This window comes from Bradyrhizobium barranii subsp. apii, from assembly GCF_011516635.5.
Classification (GTDB): domain Bacteria; phylum Pseudomonadota; class Alphaproteobacteria; order Rhizobiales; family Xanthobacteraceae; genus Bradyrhizobium; species Bradyrhizobium barranii.
This window is the reverse complement of record NZ_CP096255.1, coordinates 4676210-4694038: the sequence shown is the minus strand read 5'-3', so window position 1 is coordinate 4694038 and position 17829 is coordinate 4676210. Positions and strand designations below refer to the sequence as shown.

13 protein-coding genes are annotated in these 17829 nt (G+C 57.6%); 3 read left to right on the top strand and 10 right to left on the bottom strand.

All coding sequences use genetic code 11. The features are described 5' to 3' along the window. The first annotated feature begins 90 nt into the window (after window positions 1-90). Entirely contained in the window at window positions 91-417 is a 327-nt protein-coding gene (locus HAP41_RS22315; protein WP_166097049.1) for a hypothetical protein, read from the top strand. A 268-nt stretch (window positions 418-685) separates the two neighbouring features. On the opposite strand, the gene HAP41_RS22310 is transcribed toward HAP41_RS22315, so the two are convergent. After that, the gene (locus HAP41_RS22310) at window positions 686-868 is read right to left on the bottom strand and encodes a hypothetical protein (RefSeq protein ID WP_166097050.1); all 183 of its coding nucleotides are present in this window, start codon (window positions 866-868) and stop codon (window positions 686-688) included. A gap of 311 nt (window positions 869-1179) precedes the next feature. On the opposite strand from HAP41_RS22310, the gene HAP41_RS22305 reads away from it, so the two are divergent. Then, window positions 1180-1950, top strand: a complete 771-nt coding sequence (locus tag HAP41_RS22305; protein WP_166097051.1) for a recombinase family protein — start codon at window positions 1180-1182, stop codon at window positions 1948-1950. Between the two features lie 559 nt (window positions 1951-2509). Here HAP41_RS22305 and HAP41_RS22300 read toward each other — a convergent pair. Beyond that, entirely contained in the window at window positions 2510-2917 is a 408-nt protein-coding gene (locus HAP41_RS22300; protein ID WP_166097052.1) for a hypothetical protein, read from the bottom strand. A 171-nt stretch (window positions 2918-3088) separates the two neighbouring features. After that, window positions 3089-3565 (bottom strand): hypothetical protein, encoded by a 477-nt coding sequence (locus HAP41_RS22295; protein WP_166097053.1) that lies wholly within the window; start codon window positions 3563-3565, stop codon window positions 3089-3091. A 138-nt stretch (window positions 3566-3703) separates the two neighbouring features. Here HAP41_RS22295 and HAP41_RS22290 point away from each other — a divergent pair, with 138 nt between their 5' ends. Continuing rightward, window positions 3704-4345, top strand: coding sequence for a tyrosine-type recombinase/integrase (locus HAP41_RS22290; RefSeq protein ID WP_208012684.1), 642 nt, complete (start codon window positions 3704-3706; stop codon window positions 4343-4345). A gap of 499 nt (window positions 4346-4844) precedes the next feature. On the opposite strand, the gene HAP41_RS22285 is transcribed toward HAP41_RS22290, so the two are convergent. The 7 genes from HAP41_RS22285 to HAP41_RS22255 form a co-directional block, all read right to left on the bottom strand. Then, complete coding sequence (locus HAP41_RS22285; protein WP_166097054.1) at window positions 4845-5435, bottom strand: PIN-like domain-containing protein; 591 nt, start codon at window positions 5433-5435, stop codon at window positions 4845-4847. Next, complete coding sequence (locus HAP41_RS22280) at window positions 5432-6115, bottom strand: hypothetical protein (RefSeq protein WP_166097055.1); 684 nt, start codon at window positions 6113-6115, stop codon at window positions 5432-5434. Before HAP41_RS22280 ends, HAP41_RS22285 begins: the two co-directional genes overlap by 4 nt. A 178-nt stretch (window positions 6116-6293) precedes the next feature. Continuing rightward, on the bottom strand, window positions 6294-9131 hold the full coding sequence (locus HAP41_RS22275; RefSeq protein WP_166097056.1) for an ATP-binding protein: 2838 nt from the start codon (window positions 9129-9131) through the stop codon (window positions 6294-6296). Between the two features lie 10 nt (window positions 9132-9141). After that, on the bottom strand, window positions 9142-12045 hold the full coding sequence (locus tag HAP41_RS22270) for a DUF1156 domain-containing protein (RefSeq protein WP_166097057.1): 2904 nt from the start codon (window positions 12043-12045) through the stop codon (window positions 9142-9144). 4 nt (window positions 12046-12049) lie between these two features. Beyond that, entirely contained in the window at window positions 12050-12691 is a 642-nt protein-coding gene (ptuB, locus tag HAP41_RS22265) for a retron Ec78 anti-phage system effector HNH endonuclease PtuB (protein WP_166097058.1), read from the bottom strand. Between the two features lies 1 nt (window position 12692). Continuing rightward, window positions 12693-14021: an AAA family ATPase gene (locus tag HAP41_RS22260; protein WP_166097059.1), complete on the bottom strand. Its 1329-nt coding sequence runs from the start codon at window positions 14019-14021 to the stop codon at window positions 12693-12695. Continuing rightward, on the bottom strand, window positions 14018-17431 hold the full coding sequence (locus tag HAP41_RS22255; protein WP_479686368.1) for a helicase-related protein: 3414 nt from the start codon (window positions 17429-17431) through the stop codon (window positions 14018-14020). The genes HAP41_RS22260 and HAP41_RS22255 overlap by 4 nt, the downstream gene beginning before the upstream one ends. Window positions 17432-17829 lie beyond the last annotated feature (398 nt).

Sequence of the window (17829 nt, the reverse complement as noted above, 5' to 3'; positions counted from 1 at the left end):
GGTTGCGAACGCTCTTAGTCACTCCACTCATCCCCTTGACATGATCTCCTTATGGTTGTCGAATGACGGAACGCAAGCTAGGGGAGTGAGATGCTCAAAGCCATCGTTGTCTTAGCAAGTTTTGCAGTTTCGATATCGGCGGCGTGGGCCGAAACTACAATAACGTTATTCTTCACGAACTCGGGCGGCGAAATACAAAACCTGCAGATCACTGACAATGTCTGCAGCAAGAGCATGTTCAGCGGCCATTTCGCCGCATCCGACGCCAAGCAAATCGATGGCTTCTGCGTAAGAGATGCTTCTAATCTAGTGGCTGAAATCGCGGTTACTGCCGACGGTAGCAACAACTCGCCTTCGAGTGCGGTGCCGGCAAATTCGAGCGTGGATGTTTCTAACGGACGAGTAAATTCTCCATAGGCGATCGGAGAGGATCTGCGAAGAAGTTGTTCGCCGCAATTCTCGCTTGCAATTATGATCTTTTTCTCTTCTTGGAATCTGGTCTCAGATCTGACGGACTATCGTCGAGTTGTCAGTGAATGTCTCATGCTGGCTAAGGCGTCGGGAAATTCACCGGGAATCACCGGTACCAGTACCTACCGTTTCGAATCCCGACATATCCGCCCCCGAGAACCTCCACCCCCTCCCGCGATGCGAGGGCTCTAGTAAAACGGATCACGCCTTCAAATCATTCACGGTCGAGCCGGTCTTGATCATCAGGTTCAACAGCATCGCGACCGGCGTCGGTACCGGCCACTGGCCGGATGCCCCAGCGCCGCACGCTGCGCTCGCCCGGTTCGAGTTTGCGAGCGAAGCCAACCTGCGTGAAGCCCAGTTGATCCAGCGCCCGGTTGAACTGATTGACGGTCATGCAGTCTCCAGACTTTTGGCTGTCTCCAGACGCTTGCTCTCGCCGCCGACGTGCTCCTTTGTGGAAGCCTAATCACAAAAACTAAGCATGCTTTCGGCGAATTTTTCCCTCCCCGGGTGGGTGGGCGACCTTTCATCAGCTTGATCGTCTCGCAGGAGAACGCCGATTTAGTTGTCTGCGAGAACACAGCTGGCTACTATTCCGCTGCATACCCCTACAAAAGATAATCGTAACTTTCTCGCTGCGACCCATCGCAAGCATTTACATATGAACGGTCGATCACGTGTAACTTCCGGGGGGACAAATATTCTATGCGCGCAGCCGTTTCCTACATCCGCGTTTCAAAACCCAAGCAAGGCCGTAGCGGCTTGGGCCTGGAAGCTCAGCAAGCCGCCATCAGATCGTTCTGCGCGCAGCACGGCTACAGCATCCAAGGCGAGTATCGCGAGATCGAGACAGGGAAAGGCGCGGATGCGTTGGAGCGTAGGCCCGAGCTCGCAGCCGCCATGAAGCTCGCCCGTAAGCTTGGCCGAGGCGGCAAGTCAGGCGCGGCTCCGATCATCATCGCCAAGCTGGACAGACTGAGCCGTGACGTTCACTTCATCAGCGGCCTTATGGTGCAGCGGATTCCATTCATCGTTACCGAGCTCGGGCCTGACGTGGACCCATTCATGCTCCATATTCACGCGGCGGTGGCCGAGAAAGAGCGCGAGAGGATCGCCCAGCGAACCAGGGAAGCCCTCGCAGCTGCCAAGGCGCGCGGTCGAAAGCTCGGCAACTCAGAGATCGGGAGAGCGCGACAAGAGGAAGCGGATGTAACCGCCGAGCAATTCCGCTCGATCATTGCACCCCTTCGCGGCCTTCCCGCTAAGCGCATCTCGGCGATCCTGAATAACCAGAAGATCCTCACAGCCCGAGGCGGTACTTGGCAGGCGACCCAAGTGATCAGATTACTGAATCGTCTAGGGAAGCACCCTATTCCGGATCGTCTGACCTGCCTCTCGCAGGCGAGAGCAGGAGCAACTGGTGCTCTTCTCTCGGCCGCCCACCAGCCGCAATGCGATAAAGCTCCTCATCGCTGAGCTGTTCGAGCGGAACGTCCTGCCGATCAATGACCTGGGCAGGCTTGCCGTCCAGCCGATCAATAAGCTCGTGAATGTAGGCGAGATTGCCCTGCTCTGCCTTGTCGAGCAGTTGGTCCGCGACCCTGCGAAGCGCCAACGGACGGTTGCGCAGCGCAATCCGGAGCGCGTCGTTAAATGGCTTTTCGCGGTTCAGACTTCCAAGCGGCCTTCCCATAGGATAATCCGACCAATTTCCTTTTCGGTATCTGGCTGATTTTAGGCCGAAACTGGCGTCAAAACTACAGGTGTATTGTATCAGGTCACTGCGGTCGCCGAACTCGGTGATTATCGAAGTCGAAGGTCGCAGCGCGAAGAGCTTGATCAATAGGCTTCAGCTTCCGGCGCTCGGGCTCGACTAGATCATGCCGTCCTCGATGACTACCAATGTTTCATCCTGCATGATCCAGCTTGGCTTGGAGTCATAGCATTGAAGCGCCGCAGCGCGATCAGTCTGGCTCGGGTTGCCTCCGCATCGCCTTTCGGCAATGTCTGCAGCAGCGTCTCGGGGTGGATTATCTCAAGGCCGTCCTCGAGCTCTGTCGTTGACACCACCTCCAAGGCCGCCCGGCCTTACCGCGGCGAGCGTGATTGCTTTGGGCAAGGTCATCCGATAGCTCTCTCGACCATGAACAAAGAATCCTAGCCGCTCCATCAGGCCGAACTCCCTGCCGAGAAAACTGTCCTCGTGCAAATTCATGACCGCGAAATGGTGCTGGCGCTCAAGTTCCCCGAAGATCTCAAGCGCGACCGCCGCAATGTCCGGAATGCCATCAGCATGGAGCAGCATTACATGATCCGCAAACTCAGGCTCGTCTAAGGCCTGCAACCAGAGTCGCTGCGCTTGGTCGGTTCGAAATAGCCACGCCGCAACGAAGCAACAATCGGCCTCATCGGACATCTCTAGCAAAAGATATGGGCTAGCCATTTCATCATTTCCTCGATCCGAGGGATTTTCCAGTCACCCGTTAGAGAGGCACCGCAGTCGCGTCCCTCGATAATCATGTGGCTCGGTCACGGCGGATTTATAACCACACACGAGATCCTACGCATCGCTGTGTTTTGGCGAGTAAGCGCCAAAATTCGGCGCAATTAAATGTCACGATTTAGGCAAAGACTCGGTAGTTGTACTGCCAGTCGTTGCTCCGACGGCTTCAGCCAGCTCATGGCACACATCATCGCTGATGTTCCAGTTGTCGCCCAACCACTCAATCGCATCTGGCAAAGTCTGCTTGGTGAAATGAAACGAGCCATTCCCGCACTGGAGTTCACCACCTATTACCATTCCGTCCTCAACTCCGACCACATTTTTTCCATCAATTTCATCGGGAGCATCAACTGGCTCTCCTTCCCCGTCCCACGTGCGCTCACCCAAAGCTTCATACTGACAAATTTCAAGTAGTGCGCTGTCAGTGTCCGGCTTGCTTAGCCGCAAGTATTCGGTCCAAGTGCTAACCATGGATGATTGCTCTCGGGACCCAAGGATTCTTGGATACTCGGCCATCATGCCCTCCAGATCAAAGCCCAGAACGTCGCGATGCCCATAGAGGTTGCGGCAAATGTACTGGGCTTTCAATGCCGAAATGCTTGCGCAAGCATCCCGACGGGGCCGGCGAAGTCTTGCCCTTGAGGAGCCCGTCGGCGCCGGTAGGAATCAGTTCGGTCCAGTTCGTTACGACTATTCGAAGAACGACCATTATACGAACAGTATCTCATCGCAGGGGCAAAAACACATGGCGAAATCACATCTCAGGCTAGTGGCACCGGGCACCGTAAATCGAACAGTCCCACCGAAGCGCCCCCTAATGCGGACCTACGCACACGCGAATACCTGACGGAAGCCGAGATAGGACGACTGCTCAAGGCGACCAAAGGCAACCGATGGGGGCACCGCAACGCCGCGATGATCCTTGTGGCCTACCGGCACGGCCTAAGGGCGAGCGAACTAACGGACCTGCGCTGGGACCAGATCGATTTCGCCACGGCCACCTTGCACGTCCGCAGGGTCAAGCAGGGCAGCCCGAGCACACATCCGATCCTTGGAGACGAATTGCGGTGGCTCAGACGACTACAGCGCGAGCAGGATCCCAAGTCGCCATTCGTGTTCACGTCGGAGCGCGGCGCACCGTTCACCACCGCAGGGTTTGCACGCATGGTCGAGCGGGCGGGCGCGGAGGCGAAGCTCAGCTTCAAAGCGCACGCCCACATGCTCCGACATGCCTGTGGTTTCGCGCTGGCCTCCAAGGGGCACGACACGCGAGCCCTCCAAGCGTATCTCGGCCACAAGAACATCCAGCACACAGTACGCTACACTGAGCTGTCTCCAACCCGCTTCAAAAGTTTCTGGCGGGCCTGAAGGCCGTGGACGTTACCTCTCGTTACCGAGGTACTGGACGGACGCGCCCTTCGCGCATCTCGCCACAGCGGCCCCTCCGTCAGACGCAGGACTTCGATGGGAATCTCGGCCAAGGACCGGGGGAGGAAAAATTCGACAAGAAAGCATGCTTTCGCGCTGAATGATGGCCAGGCATATTGACCAACACCGACACTTGTTGAACGCCGCAACCGCGTAGATCACAATTCGCGTGAAAACTCGAACGAATGATCGGTGCACATGAGAATGCCGCCGACGATCACGCCATCCTCGACGCTGGCAACATGGTTGGGGTTGATGTCGGAGGGCAAGATCATTTTCCCTTCGTCGTCATACTCCGCCTCTCCCACACCTCGTACTGACAGATTTCGAGAATTACATTGTGATGGTCCATTTTGGACAGCCGCAAATATTCGGTCTAGGTACTCACTATCGTCGAATTTTCCTTATCTGCCCAATCCGGTTTCCCCAGGTGATCTATTCACCGACCCTTTCCGGCGTCTGCCTCCGCATAGTCAAACAAGGGCCCGTCGCTCGGCTTTGTAGGCATGTCCTTCGTCTTCTTTTTTTGCCGTTTGGCAGCCCGGGTTCGTTGTTCAATTTTCAGAAGCTTCGGGTCCTTGTTCGAAACCCAACGAAGCTTGCCATTCTCAACCCAGTTGCAGGGCACATGATAAAATGAAGCCCCTCTTGTTCTTTTAATCTTGGCGGCAATAACTGGCCACCAATGAATCAAAAGCGCGCACTTGCGCCAAAATTTCCAATCCGACCACTGCGCCTCAAAAAAGATGACTATGAAACCATGCTCGATCAGCGCTAACCGTTCATGCGGTCTACTTTTCATCCGAACGTCGCCGGATATGACGACCTTTCCTCCGTCATCAGCAAACCGCTTCAGCCAAGGCACATCGTTCTTAGGCTGGTAATCATCATCTCCTGGCTTTGGCGTATAATCGGCCGCCGACTTTATCGAAAAGCTTCCAGATATTTTGCGAAATTGGTGCTCGCTGGCGAAGTTCTGCAAGACCCTCACCAGTCCAATCGGAACGTTCTGGTCAAACGCGACCTTCAAGCAGCTATCACAAGGCTCTCCTCGAATTTGACAGCCTCGCGAACGTGCCGGACTGAAATCTCAAAAATATCGGCAACGAACTGGGCGCTTCCCTCGACCTTGACTGCCTTCGCAATCGTATCCGTCGGAATATTGATGCGCTTCAGTACGGGGTGACCAAACTCGATGCGTGGATGAACAATTACATTTGGCGCGATCTTGGGTCTAGGTCTCCATTCAATTGCCTCGCCCTGCGGATCAAAGACTACGTCCTCGCGGAGAGATTTCATCACGACAGAAGGAATCTCATAGTTTTTGGATCGTAGATCATAAACAAGCATCAACCCATTTCGCCGCGCGATTTCGGCAACGATCTTGCGCCCATCCGTTTTGAACACAGTCTTGGTTGCGAACGGATGCGGGTGACTTAGCGTTTCCCTCGCCTCCGCCATGATGCGTCTAACTTCGCGCAAATGTACGCCAGCTTTAACAAATCGTGCGATGAAGCGTAACTCCATCAAGTTTGCGAAGCTGACAGCGGTCTTGTCACCAACTCGACCAAGCTGGTTGACGATAACGGGGGCTTGTTTGCCTGTATGCCCCTCTACCCATACACGCACGGACGCTAGCGGCGCGCCGACAAGTTCTGCCGCTTCCGGGATACTGTAGATTCCAATTTCAAGTAGGTCCGGACGCGCCATGTTATCTTGCTCGATGCGCCACTTTCCACCCAGCCCCCCGTAGCTGTCCGGTTTCAAACGACTCCGCAGGTCGCCTTCGATGTGCAGACTTCATCGAACATGCCAAGATCCCTCCTCGCGTACCTAGAAATAACGTTGGCCAGACAGCGCTTTATTGTACATTAGCAAGGATATACCGTCACTCCCAATCCGCCGTCTTCAGTCCGAGACTGCGCGCATTCTCAGAAACTGCACGCTTCACCCCATCACTTACCCCATCAGGAAAGTCTGCCGAGATTTCCACGGTTAAGCGGATGTTTGCGTTGGGATCGGAAGCGAGGACAGAGACGATTTCGTCAGCAAGCTGCACGAGCCGCATCTTTGCCGTAGCGGTTGGAATATCTGCCGCTCCAAAGAAGGATTTGGCCTTCGCAGGCGCCGCAGTGACCAGTTTGCCGATAGGCTCCGACGCTCCCCCCACGGGCGTATTGCCAGGAATGGGATAGTCGGACCGTTCCCCGGGGCGCGTTGTCGCGCGTTGGTCGGCACCGGCCTCGCCCGACCTGGGGTGATTCGCTTTCTGATAGGCGCCCGCCGCTTCCGGTTCGATCAAAAGCAGCGTGTCGTCAAAGACTACGCTACCGCTGCCGAGCGCGAAACCCTCGAACTTGTCGTCAGTCTGACCGTAGGCCGTGCCAAAAAAATCCTTGCTGGTGGCACCGGTATGGATCGCCTGTGCCAGAACCTCGCGTGATTTCAGGCGCGGCATATAGAGATAACGTAGCGTGTCCTCGAAGAAGGCGGCGGCGTTGGCAACACTTAGCCCGCCCTTCCAGTAAAATTCCCTAAGCTTTGCCCGCAGATGGATGGGCGACCAGGTCACAATAACCAGCTCATTGTATGTACATACGCGCTCAATCTCAGCGCCGACCGCGCTACCAGCTACGTTCAGGGCGAACGCTTCGACGCCGAGCTTGGGATCGGTCGGCGCATCCTGCATCGGGCAAAGCAGCCATTTATAACATTCGCGCACGGCGCGCGGCAGAACCTCCTCAGCGCTCTTTAGTTCTTTTTCGGCCTGATTCTTCTGCAAAAGGTCGATGTTGAGCCGACCTTCTTTTACGTCATCGACAATCGATGCCCACGCCAAAACGATGCGGGCCACGTCGGCGAGGCGCGAAAGCGCGCTGTGATCGGCGGCAAGGAAGATCAGCCGATTGCTGCGATAGCGCGGCTTGGTGCCGTTCTTGGCGATCGTGTCGAGCACGGCATCGAAGGCGGGGCGGGTTTCGTCCTTGGTGTACCAAGCCTCCGGCGGCAGGACGACAAGCCGCAGGGCGCTGTCATCCGGCACGTCGGCATGAGGCGTGAAGATGTGCATGCCTTCGAAGAACGACGCGCCGCCAAGAACCTTTTTGACCGCGTCAGCGATCCTGCCGCGCACTTCCGTCTTGTCGTCGAATCGGCGTTTGCGATCTTCCATTTCCCGCCGCAGATTGGCACGGGTGTCGAACCAAAAACGCGTTGCATCCTGGCTCTTGTCGCCGGAAGCGTTGAGGTAATGCAGTCGGTCGGCAAGACGACTGAGCGCATCTGTATAGATCGATGAGGTTTGCCCCGGCTGCAAGCAGCCAAGAATAATGTGCGCGCGGTCAAGTCCGCGCACGGCGGCCTTGGACACCACGGAAGACGGCGCGCTGCCAAGAAAGATCGTTCGTGAGATGCGCCGCGCCGCGCCCACCTGGCCGAACCGCGGCTCCCGGCTTTCCAATGCGGTGGTTTCGGCCCGCTCGCCGTCGATGTCGCGTTCGATCACCGCGTCCCATCCGGCAGGCAGATAGTAAGTGAGTTCGTTGCGGCTGCTGCCATCATGCAACGGCAAGCTGCCGGGCATAATCAACAGGTCCTTATTGTCGTCCTTCCACAGGCGATAGATGACCTTCGCCATGAGTTTAAGGACCCCACGTGTTCGCTGAAACCCGTCGATGGTCGTCCAATCCTCATACAGTCGGTCGAACACTTCCGGGTGGATGGGATAGGCCTGCAACAGTCGGTCGTAGTAGCGTCGCTCCTGGGTTTCGGCAGGGAGCTTCACGCCCTCGACGAGGTAGATGTTGGCGAAGGCGCGGCACACATTCTCGCGAGTCCTTTCGTCACGTACCGGCTCGAACAGACGGCGGCGCACGATCTCGAAGGCCTCCTCGGTGGCGACCGGCTTCCAAAGCGCTTGCACCCGGCCGAAGGTTTTTTCGAGAGCGCGCAGCGTGGCCACGCCTCGCTGGCTGCCGGCTTCGAGATCAGACTCGGGCAGCGATGCAAGCACGATGGCGCGCGGCACCAGCTTCACTGCTTCGGTGAGGGCCTGCACGAACGAAAGATTGCTGTCATAGCTGCCGCCGCTTATAGCCTGCGATTCTGGGAACTGCCGGACATAGGCGACCAGCTCGTCGATGAGCACGACGCAGGGCGCATATTTCTCCAAGAGCGCGCGCAGCACATCTTTGCCAGGCGATGTGCCGGTGGCATCGGCTTCGGCGACAAGCGTGAAGGCTTCGGTGCCGCCAAGCTGCCAGGCAAGCTCGCCCCAGATCGTCTTTATGGTCTGGCCGCCGCGTTTCCACGACTGCCCCGGCGCGTGCGCCGTGCCGTCGAGCACCGCAACACGTGCCTGTGGCACAGCCATCAATCCGGCCTTATCGACTAACGCCGAAACGCCAGCAAGCTCCGACAAGGTGCATTTCCGGGTGGCGAGATGATACACGGCAAGCATGGTGTGGGTCTTGCCGCCGCCGAATGCGGTCTGAAGCTGAACGACCGGCTCGCCTCCCTTGCCGGCGAGACGTTGCGCCACCTGCGTCAACAGAAGCGCCATGCCCTCTGTAATGAAGGTCCGGTCGAAGAAGGCAACGGCGTCCTGATATTCGCTGCTCGCCTTGCCGGTGTTGACCGCCGTTATGTCGGCTGCGAACTCGGACTGCTGGAACGTTCCCTCAAGAACGTCCTGATGGGGAACAGCCAATTCTCTCCAAGGTTTCATATTGACGCCCTCAGCGGAACAAATCAGTCTGTTGCGCCTTTGGTGCCGCCGCGGCGGCGGACTCGATGGCGCTCCAGCTCGTGATGATTTCGTTGTAGGCGCGAGCATCCTCAGCCCAACCCGCGCGCTCGCACAACGTATAGAGTCGATACGCAAGCTGCCGCGTTGGCTCGACCTTTGCCGCGACGGCGGCAAGCGCCTTGCCCGCTTCGCTCTCGCCGTCCGTCCTGAAGATGCGGATCAGCTGATGCAGGGCCTCCCACACAGGAAGCCGTTCGTCTTCGGCTGGACTCCAATCTGCCGAGTACTCGCCCCACTTGAAGAGGCGGACGATGCCGCCCGAAGCAAAGAGCACACCCGCTTGCTTCACGCCGTCAACGCTTGTGCCCTTGGCGCGTGCGAGCGTATCGGCCTCGCCGAACCGGCCTTCCTTCCATCCGTACTGCTCGAACCAATGCAGGCAGAACTGCGTATCGTGGTCGAAATCATCCTCGGCTAGGAAGCGATTGATAAGCCGCAAGGCGGTTTGAACGCTCATTGGTGTACCGTCCGCCTCAAGCACGGCGGCGTATTTTGAGAACACCGCAATGCCGGGGCCAATCATCGCTTGCGAAAGATCGACGGGTGCGACCGGCGAACGATCATCGCCCGAGCCGCGTGTCATTTCGTCAAGCGCCTCGGGCAGAACCTGATTTAATTCGCGCAGGAACTCGCGGCGGGAGATTGATTCCGCAGTCGCTGGACGTGGGCGGCAGACAAGAACGATGCTGGAAGCAAGGGCATTGGACTCCTGTCCGCGCATGCGACTTCCTAGCTCGGTGCGCATTGGCCAGGTGCCGGTTAGAGCAAACCCGGAGCGGACCACGGCACCAAGAAATGTTTCCCAACCCGTACTGGAAGTGCCTTCGGTAGTCTCGGTTTCGGATTGCTTGAAGGCATAATAGATGGTGACCGGTGACGAAGGATGCGCCTGCTCGCAGAGACGGTGCATTGCGTTCGTCATGCCGTCGAGGAAGAAGTTTTCAGCGGCGATCTTCCCTTCATGACGAAGGGGATCAGCTACGAGTTCCTCGCCCTTCGGCACAGCAATGGTTGCGAAGAGTTCAGGCTCAATTGAGCGCATACTCTTGCGAAGCCAAACATAGAAGAAGTCTGAAAGGTCGGCATACGGGACGTTGTCGTAATAGGGTGGGTCGGTAGAAATTATCTTATCCGTGCCCAGCGTCTGACGGGCAGCATCATCTTGACAAGCAAGACCAGCAGCGTCCGTTTTGCTCACCAGCATGGCCTTGGCAACTAAGTCAATTCCGCCTAGGAAATTGCCCGAGGCGTCCCCAAGGGGATTTGACTCGGCGAAGTCCCACGTCATGGGCAACGCCGGACGGCTAAAGGTGTTGATGATTCCACTTTGAGTCGGCGTTGGATCCCAACGCCCAAGAGTCGAGCCTCTGTCTGCTACTTTGTCGAGTGCGAAAGCTAGATAGACCGCTACCGCCTCGGAATAGGCCCGTGCGCCGACACCACCAGCGCTAAGTCCAACATCGTTATCGTCCAAATTTGACGCGACGGCGTCCCGACTAATCTTCTTCCTGACTTCGGCGATGAGATCACTGAAGGTAGTGAGCGCGACAAGCTGGCGCGGAGTGAAGAGATCGCCAAAGTTATCTAGGCCATATGCCCAGGGTGTCAGATGCCTCGAATTGTGCGCGAACGGAAGGTCGGGACGCCAATCTGGTTTGGCTGTGGTCGCAATAGCCTCCTGCTCCTGTGAAGCTGGTACATAGATGCGACGCCGATCCCCCTCTGCAACCACCGCCATAAGGCGGGTACCAATACGGCCAGCCTTCGCCTCGATCTTGATGTAATCTCCGCTGATAGGTGCTTGCGAGAGGACGCACTGAAAGCTGCCGCGCCCGAGCTTAGTCCCCTCCTTTGCTCGCGCCGGAGGCTTTCCAATCTTCACAATGAATCGGTAGCTGTCACGGTCGACGATCGGCTCCACGTAGGCTTGCTTGCCCTCCTTGCTGGAAAGTACGAATGTTGAAGCAAGCGGCACATCAACATGTCGGAAAGCAGGGTTTGGGCTCTTGACCGTCCGCGCCCATATCCACGCTATGACCGTGAGCCTTTGACTGACGAGCGGTTTCAGATCAGGCCTCTCCTCCGCCATGTCGGCAGTGATCTCGACAGGCGGATAGAGACGACCGATGCGCTTTTGGGCCTCTTCGCGCATCCATTGGCCGTACTGGCGCACGTCCTCGGCAAGGCCCTGCGCGCCGCTCCATTGCTTGCTCCATGAGTCATGGCTGCTGCGGGATTCCGGATTCACCGGCGGGCGCCCCGCAAATTTAGGCGGAAACTCAATCATTGCTTTATTGATCAAAACGGCGACCGGATTAAGGTCAGACGCATAAGCTTCAAGCCCGAGCCGTTGCGCTTCGAGCGGCAGCGCTCCGCCGCCGGCAAACGGGTCGTGGAATGCGGGAAGTTTGTTGGGATTGAATAACTCCGCTGCACGCGGATGATCCTTGTTGAGCTCGCAAGTTTCACGCCACGACTTGCGAATTTCCGCTCGGGCCTTTTCCAGCACAGCATCGTTGTTGGTGTTCTCCCACTTCACCAGGTCTTTGATGATGGCAAAGAGCCGACTGCGGCTCGCCGCCCAGCTCGCCTTGATATTATTCGGCGGAATCTCGCCGGGATGATCGAGCTCCCACTTCCATGACGGGTCGTTGACCATTTGCGCGAAGATGACGGCGCGTGCCACCGCGAGCGGACGCCGCGCCCACCAGAGATGCAGCGTGCTCGGATGACCGTGCCGGATCGACTTCTCGCGGGCGGCCGCCTTGTTGATCGCATCGAGCGGCAGCGCGACTTCTATCAGCCTCTTGGGGGCCTTCACCTGGTGATACATGTTCTTATGGCCCCTCCGTCAGGACATGCCTGATAACGGTTGGAAATGGCTCGGCTACGACGGCCGTCAGAGCCTCCTTAAAATACTCTTCCAAATCCTCAGGCCCAAACCCTTCCTTAATAGCCTCCTCGACGTCTCTAATGTACCCCGCAACTGCACCCTTTCGCATGTTACGAAGGCGTCCCCATTTCTCGTTGAGGCCGAACACGCGAAGGGTTTCAGCCGCACGGTGCTGCTCTTGTACCGTCAAGCCGGTGCGGATTGTAATTGTGCCGTCTGCTCGAAAACGAAAGAACGTGTCAGGGTTTTCCGCACAGGGGTCGATGAGATCGGTGACATCGTATTTCCCGGCCCCATGATCTTTATAATGGCCGCACGAGTCTTTCTCGTTGCATGACCAATAGAGATTGCTCCATTCAAAGGTCAGGGTATGAAACTGTGACTTTCGCCGGAAGTGCTCGATGTGCTCTCCGAGCGCATCAATGCCACCTTCACAATATGCGCAACGCCGCCCCTGCATTTGCTCAAGGCAAGCGCGAATCTGTTCCTTGTGGTCGTGTGTTACGTCATCCCAAGTGTTTGCACCGTGATTGTAGGAATCCAGGCAAGCGGGAGTCGGCGTCGCTTTGCGGTCAAGATTGCGCATGTCAGGCTCCCTCGGGCTTTTCACGCCGGAGCCTAAATTGCTGAAAGCGGATCAAACGGTCGCAGTCAACCAGCACGGGATGGCTCGAACCGAAATGCGCAATAAGTTTGGCGCGCAATTCCTGCGCCGGCTGTGTGTCTGCTTTGCCGTCCTCGATCATTGCCTTATAATCGCTTAGATCCATCGCCTCCTTGACCTGGGGGATGGGATCAACGCCCATAACGGAAGCCAAAACGTCGGCGCTCTCTACGCCGCGCGTTTGGAGACCCGGCGTTTCTATCTCAACTTGCCCGTTTCGTAGGTGGACAACCCGAATGGACTCTCTGTCGACAGTGGAGAGCACGTGCGGGCTGTGCGTGCTGACGATAATCTGAAGCGCAGGGAATGCGCTTTGCAACAGTCCGAGAACCTGCTGCTGCCAGCGAGGATGCAAGTGCATATCTACTTCATCGACGATAAGGACACCAGGGGTCGCGACAGGCGCCTGATCGCTGAGATGTGGATTGAGGCTTACACATCGCCGAGCCACGTCGGCAACGAGCGCGAGCATGGTGCGAACGCCGTCGCTTAACATCAACAACGGCAGGCGTCCTTTCACCGCGTGCTGGGCGGTCAGGGCGTGAAGGTCGGAATCCCAATGGAGGTCTGACCACCCCGTGGGCGCGAGAATCGTGTCGGTCGCTTGCTTCACCCCCTGAATCATTGCGAGGTTCGTTGCCAAACTTTCTCGATAAATCGGAGAAGCTGTCTGACTGACGCGGGATTCATACCAGGCAGACACTCCTCTGAATGAAGAAGAGGACGTCAAGCAATCAGCGTAAGCAGCCACCCTCTCATCTATGTTCCTAAGGGACGAGCGCCGGCTTTCGGTCAGACGGGATTCGCGCCAAAGACGTGCCGTTCCGTAATAGGCTACCAACGGCAGGATCGCTGTGCTTGAACGGAATTCCTTTGCGATCGCCCATATCTGTTTGAAGTTACGGCTTGGCCTCAATTTAGAACTATAGGTCCTGGCCGTGCTTCCCCAGACTACCGACGTATTATCAACGATGCCCTGCGCCTGATATGCGGTAGGAAGCTGTGGCACCATTTTGAATGAACTATCGGGGCTGAGGCGAACGTCGCTGCTCTGTATCCGTCTAATCCACTCTGGAGGATAGAGAACGTTAACAACAACTGAGAGGGCGGCAGCAGCTGCATCGAGCAGCGCAGTCTTGCCGCTGCCGTTTTCTGCAACGAGAACCGTTAGTTTAGGATGGAAGCTTACGTCGCAGTCGGCGAAACAACGAAAGTTTGTCAGCGAAAGCTTGTCGAGCTGAAGTACGGTCATTCGACCTTTGCCTTCGCGAGCAGATCGCCCAAGCTAAAGTTGATCGACGCGACACCCCAACCGGGTTCGCGGTCGAACGGATTGCGGATGTAGTGCGGGCCGTCGATGTCGTTATCCTCGCCGACCAGAGCGATGGCGAGTACGAATTTGTCGCCCTGATTAAAGGCGTAGAGCATTTCGTTGCGGGTGATAGTGACGGTGCTTGCGCCTTTCACGCGACCCTTCACCTCGATATGGCGAGGATCGGCCTGCTTGCCGTGAACCGCAGGCGGATATGAACTCAGATCCCACCCGCACTTGGCGGCGGACACATCCACCACGCGGCAGCCGCGTGCTTCCTCGGCCTTCTGCACAGCTTGCATGGCAAGCCGCTCGATGCGCGAGCGAGCCGCTGAGTCGGCGGTAAAGATTGCGGCTGCCGGGTCGACCGATTTATCGCTGCGCAGCATTTTCATGAGCCCTGCTGGAACAATCAGTGCCACGCCGAGTACAACGGGCGTGCCGTTGACGACATGGCGCATCGCTTGAAGCACTTTCTTGCGGTTCTCCAGGCGGCTTTGAAGATCGGCAAGCGTGCGTTCGACATTCTGAAGGTTGAGGCGGACATCTTTGCCGGCCTCGGCATCTGCCTTGAGCTTGAGCCAGCGATCCTGCCAGAAGGCGATTTCCTTGCTCAGCCGCTCGTGGACGGCATTCAGCGTTTTTTCCACGTGAGCAATACGCCGCTGCGCGACTTCGCCATAGTGCTCGGGCACAAGCGTCGTCGCGGCGAGCGACAATGCCCGCGACTCCTGGCCCGACGCGAGCCACGGCGCTTTGAGCGTCTCTTTGAGCAGGGCACGTTCGCTTTCGCGCAAAGGCTCAAGATCGAGATGCGGCGCCCACCCGGCAAACTCGGGTTTGCCATCCGGTCCGACGCGGACGAATTGCAGACGCTTGGACAGCACCGTGCCGTCGCCCGACTTGATTTCATGAGTGAGCAGGAACAGCAGCGCCGGATCAAGTCCTTCATCCGCCGGATCCAAGAGAACGGCGCCCTCCCGGAGCAGGTTGGCGTGCTGTTCCAAAATCATGTCCGACATGGAGAGCATGAGCGGATGGCCGGGGTGCATCAGCACCGCGCGCTCCAGCCCCGGCTTGTCGAGTGGCTGGACGGCCTCGCGCTCGAAACAAATACGGCTATAGCGCCGCAATACCGGCTCGTTCTCACGGCGGTTTCGCCCGGTTAGGCGACGGTCGCGTTCGCGGATCGCAGCGGGGATATGAGTGATCTCGTAGCGTCCGGCCTCGCGCGGATGCGCGGTGCCGCCAAGCGCATCGAGCGCCTTAGTGAAAAAGGCACGCACGAAGAAGGGCTGAAGCCGTCTCGCCTCGGCTTTCTCCATTTCTTCCTTGACGGAAAATAGCCGCTCTGGACTCATAGTTTCTTGAGCAAGCGCGTTGCGATCCAGTAGGGATTTCAGGTGGTCGCGGTCAAGCACCCGGTCGATCTTTTGAGTCAGGCGCGCGCGCACATCAGGTCGGTCGCCATAGCGGATGGCCTGGATCAAAAGATCCTTGAGGCTGGTTTCCTCGAACACCTCGCCGAGAATGTCGAAGACACGCCCCTTAAGAGCGTCGCTCTCGACTTCGAGCTTTTTCAGAAGGCGATGGTAGACGTCGCCCTCGCGCGTTTCCTTGGCGACCAGATTCCACAAGTGGCAGACCTCGGTTTGCCCGATTCTGTGAATGCGCCCAAAACGCTGTTCCAGCCGATTCGGATTCCACGGCAGATCATAATTGACCATGAGGCTCGCGTTCTGAAGGTTCACGCCTTCTCCGGCGGCGTCAGTTGCGATCAGCACGCGAACGTCGGGATCGGAGCGGAAGAGCGCCTGAGCACGGCGGCGCTCGTCACGATGCGTGCCGCCGTGAATCGTCACGATCGCATCGGGATTGCCAAGCACGCCGGCAATCTTCACATGAAGATAGTTCAGCGTGTCGCGATGCTCGGAGAAGATGATGATCTTGCGCTGCCGGCCGGCGGCATCGTGCATTTCAGGATTATTCTGCAAAATCTTGGACAGCTCATCCCATTTGCGATCCTGGCCCGACGCGACAACGGATTTGGCCTGCGCTTCCAGTCCCTTGAGGATGACGATCTCCACCTCAACCTCGGCAACGGTCTTGGCGGCGGTCGCATCGTCGATCAAATCCTCTTCAAGCGTTTCCTGCTCTTCGGCGCTAAGGTCGTCGTCGTCCTCGGGAACGCCGGGATAAGTTTCGTTGAGTGGCTGGCGTCCCTTGATCCCCAGCTTTTCCTCACGTAGCCGGTTCTCCAGCCGCTCGCGGCGGCGCTTGAGCGACTGGAAGATTGCTTCGGGGCTTGAGGCAAGCCGCCGTTGCAAGGCGGTAAGAGCGAAGCCAACCGATCCCTTGCGCGCACCCTCTAGCTGGTCCGCCTTGCCCATTTCGGTCTGGACATAGTTGGTGACGGCCTCGTAAAGCGCCGCTTCAATCTGCGACAGCTCGTAATTGACGGTGTACGCCTTGCGCTCGGGAAAGAGCGGCGTGCCGTCAAATTTGACCAACTCCTCTTTCACCATGCGGCGCATGAGATCCGAGGGATCGACCTTGTGCACCCCGTCGCGGAACTTTCCGTAAAAGCGATCGGAGTCAAGCAACGACAAGAAAAGCTGGAAGTCCTCTTCTTTCCCGTTGTGCGGCGTTGCAGTCATCAACAACAGATGGCGGACATGCGTACCCAGCTTCTCGGCGAAGCGGAAGCGTCCGGTCTTCTCCAACTTGGAACCGAAATAGTGGGCCGAGAGCTTGTGTGCTTCGTCAAACACGGCCAGGTCCCAGCCGGGCGCGCACAGCTTGTCCTGCAGCTCTTCGTTACGGGAAAGCTGGTCCAACCGGACGATCAGGCGCGGATAATCGTCGAACGGATTGCCGCTAGGGGAGGTTTGCTCAAGCAGCGAGGAATAGACGTGAAACTCCAACCCGAACTTCTCGAACAGTTCGTCGCGCCACTGCTCGACAAGGCTGCCCGGCGCGACGATGAGAACGCGGCGCGAGTCCGCGCGCATGATCAGCTCGCGGATATAAAGGCCGGCCATGATGGTCTTGCCGGCACCAGGGTCGTCCGCGAGCACGTATCGCAGCGGCTGGCGCGGCAACAGGGACTCGTAAACGGCGGTGATCTGATGCGGCAACGGTTCGACGGCCGAGCTGTGCACCGCCATCATTGGATCGAAAAGGAATGCGAGATCGATGCGTTTGGCTTCGCACGCGAGCTGAAAAGCACCGCCATCACCATCAAACGAAAACGGGCGCTCCGTGCTCGCAATCGCGATGGAGACTTCATCCGCTCGACCGAGTAACCTCTCCTTCATCGCGCCATCAGGCGTGCGATAAATGAGCTGCACGGAGCCCTCGGCGAGCGGCACTAGGGCTACCACCGATACAATCTCGGCAGGCTCTATGCCTGAGAGACTTTGCCCAGATACCAGATCTTCAAGTCTCATTGCGGAACCGCGGTGGGATCTTTTTGCTAGTCCGATTTGCGGACCAGCCGAGATGTGCAAGTCGAAAAAAGCTTGTACAATCAACGGTAGAGGAAATTTCGGACATGGGGAAGCGAGGTGGCGTGGGACTTACGGATATATCCCCTGAACATGAAATCGCCACGGGCCGAACCGACCGGGACGCTGCTCAGTAAATAACGTGCAAGGCAAATATTCGGAAAATCGATAGCGCTGCCGCGTTGGAATCGGTGCGCGCTCGGAGGTGAATCGTTATTTGGGTTTGGACCAACAGGAAAGCC